This window comes from Mesorhizobium sp. M2A.F.Ca.ET.067.02.1.1 (genome assembly GCF_004023285.1).
Lineage (GTDB): Bacteria > Pseudomonadota > Alphaproteobacteria > Rhizobiales > Rhizobiaceae > Mesorhizobium.
In genome coordinates, this window is the sequence record NZ_RZSB01000875.1 from 1 (window position 1) to 2,248 (window position 2,248).

At 62.9% G+C, this 2,248-nt stretch carries 3 protein-coding genes and 3 pseudogenes; 2 read left to right on the top strand and 4 right to left on the bottom strand.

Translation table 11 applies throughout. The features are described 5' to 3' along the window. The 4 genes and pseudogenes from EOA28_RS39720 to EOA28_RS40620 all read right to left on the bottom strand — a co-directional run. Positions 1-229, bottom strand: a pseudogene (locus tag EOA28_RS39720) (hypothetical protein); the annotation flags it as partial. Between the two features lie 108 nt (positions 230-337). Continuing rightward, positions 338-637 carry a hypothetical protein gene (locus tag EOA28_RS33095; RefSeq protein WP_245501657.1) on the bottom strand — a complete coding sequence of 100 codons (300 nt, stop codon included), beginning with the start codon at positions 635-637 and terminating at the stop codon, positions 338-340. Between the two features lie 57 nt (positions 638-694). After that, positions 695-967, bottom strand: a complete 273-nt coding sequence (locus EOA28_RS40615; protein ID WP_245501658.1) for a DUF1403 family protein — start codon at positions 965-967, stop codon at positions 695-697. A 28-nt stretch (positions 968-995) separates the two neighbouring features. After that, positions 996-1,058: pseudogene (locus tag EOA28_RS40620) on the bottom strand (hypothetical protein); the annotation flags it as partial. A 109-nt stretch (positions 1,059-1,167) separates the two neighbouring features. Between EOA28_RS40620 and EOA28_RS40625 the strand changes: the two are divergent. Further along, positions 1,168-1,443: a hypothetical protein gene (locus EOA28_RS40625; protein WP_245501659.1), complete on the top strand. Its 276-nt coding sequence runs from the start codon at positions 1,168-1,170 to the stop codon at positions 1,441-1,443. Positions 1,444-1,534: 91 nt separating this feature from the next. Then, a pseudogene (locus EOA28_RS33105) lies at positions 1,535-2,248 on the top strand (hypothetical protein); the annotation flags it as partial.

Genomic DNA, 2,248 nt, shown 5'->3' on the forward strand with positions numbered 1-2,248 from the left:
GGCGACGACGACGGTCGGCCGGCAGCGTAGAGCCGACGCCATACCAAAGTTTGAGACGTAGAAGCCCCTCGCCCGTCAGTGCGCGTCGGCCAGTACCACCGGAATGCCTATCAGATTTTGAAACCGTATCCACAATGCGCTTGTCGATCGCATTGTGAACGGCCTTGATGCCTACCCCGCTTACGGCCGCGGCCTCTGCAGGCGTGTAGATACGTGCTGGCTCAGCCATAATCATTCTCCCTGTGGAGAACAAAATACGAGCTTCTCCTCCTTTCGTAAAGAGCTCGGCGCTCTTACGCGCATGCACTGGCACCACTAATCGCTGTATTCAGTTTCCTCATCGGCTTGAATCGTTGACCTTGCTGGCCGAAGGCGGCGTGGATGGCGTCGCCAAAATCTTTTTGGTCCGGTGCTGCCAACCGCGGGCGACCGAGACCAGCTCATAGGGGCGGCCGGCGAGCTCGGCGCGGATGTCGTCGATGATCAGTTCAAGATTGCAGCTTTGCCGACCACCCTCGCCAGCACCTCGCGTGGCATGGGGCTCGCTGCCCGCGAAGATCACCGCTTCGACGCGACCCATCCACTCACGCCAGCGCAGTTCTGGCGGCAGGTGCTCGAGCTCGGTGTCGACCAGCATTCGCTGGACATCACCCTTTGTCTCGCGGACGTTTGGATCGGGCGGCCTCGGCCATCGTTACAGTCCAAAAAGCCGGAAGGTGGGGCGGCCGGACAGCTCGCGCACGGCGTCGAACTGTTGCAGCCGATCGTACAGGCGCCGCGCCGCAAAACGCGACAGGTTTTTGGACGTCAGCGAGCCGGAGACGGCGTCTTTGTTGAGCAGCAAAAAGATCACGTCGCCGGCGCCCTTGGCCCGCAATCTTGGCGTCACCGCCAGGAGCTTTTTGCCGCGGCGCGCCAACTCGGCGGCCAGCCGGCAGGCCATCGGCCGCCGCTTGAACCAGCGCAACGCAGACCGAGCGCTCAAAACTTTTTTCCCCGGGTCGGATGCGCTTGCCGCCGGCCTCGCCGCGAAAAGCCGGGCCGAAGGCCTGCACCATCAGGAGCGGCAGCGGCCGCGGCCAGCGCAGGCTTTGCGCCAGCGCCAGGTCGGCCAGTCACCGGGCCAAAAGCTCGGCATCGGAGCGCATCGCGACGACGCGGCGGCGAATGGCGCCGGTCGCTCAGAGCCCGCTAAAAGGCGAGCGCGGCAGCCTTCCAGGCGAGCCCGAGCTGGTCGACGATCTTTTCGAGCCGATCGGCACTGGCGACCGGCGGCTGCACCGGCAGCTGTTGCCAGGCGCCAAGGACGGGCGCCGGAGGGACCGGGATCGGCGCCGGCTGGGCGCAGGCACCAGGTGTCGCGCAAGGCGGCCGCGGCCGGCGAGCCGCACGGCGACGACGGCGCATTTCAGGGCGAGGCGCTGGCGCCAGGCGCCAACCTAGCTCGGCAGGCGAATGGCAGCCTCTGGCGAAAGCCAACGACAAGTCATTTCGGCTTAAAGGATGAGCTCGCCATTTAAGAAAAGATGCGTGGATGGATCGATCTGTTCGAGCTGTTGCTATCGACAAGTATGACAAAGCGATGACCAATACCGATTTGCGGACTGACGTGGTCCGCCCCTACCCCATCTTCATCATCTCTGCGGCCGGCGGTGGTCACTACGCCGCTGACTTTGCCGCGACTTTCGTGGCGCGTGTCCAAGATCGCTGCCCAAATTTTTCCCAACACATCTTTGCCAGCTCGGTCTCCGGGGGCTCTATCTGTGCGGGTGTCTTTGCGGCGCTGGCCAAGTCATTTGCCGCTAACGGGCCCCTGGAGCGAGTGTGCCGCCGGCACCAGAGCCCCTGGCATATTCGAGCGAACCACGCGCCAAATACTCGATCGCGATTTTCTCGCACCCGTGATGGCGTCGATGCTTTTCGCCGCACGCTGCATCACAGGGGCGCGCTAACGCATTATGTGAACGGCCAACTCGTTGACGAAGGTTGGGAGGCTCTCGGCCCAGGTGAGGACATCAAATTTAGCACCGCATTGGGACTGAGCGCCCGTTTTCCTTGGATCATGCCAGCAGCCCACTTCATCACCAGCACCACGCAATTTCGGCTGGTTGATGGCGGTTATCTCGACAATTCCGGCGACGAGACGGCATTCGACCTGCTCATGGAGCTTCGGCAGATCCAGGAGTTGGGCGGAAAGCTCGCGATAGGGAGGTTACCTCCATTCGAAGTCCCTTTGATTACGCTGACC

What these genes read in the sequence shown, in the direction of transcription:
- EOA28_RS33095 (WP_245501657.1), bottom strand. Translation starts at nt 637, where the DNA reads ATGCTGGTCGACACCGAGCTCGAGCACCTGCCGCCAGAACTGCGCTGG.
- EOA28_RS40625 (WP_245501659.1), top strand. Translation starts at nt 1,168, where the DNA reads ATGGCGCCGGTCGCTCAGAGCCCGCTAAAAGGCGAGCGCGGCAGCCTT.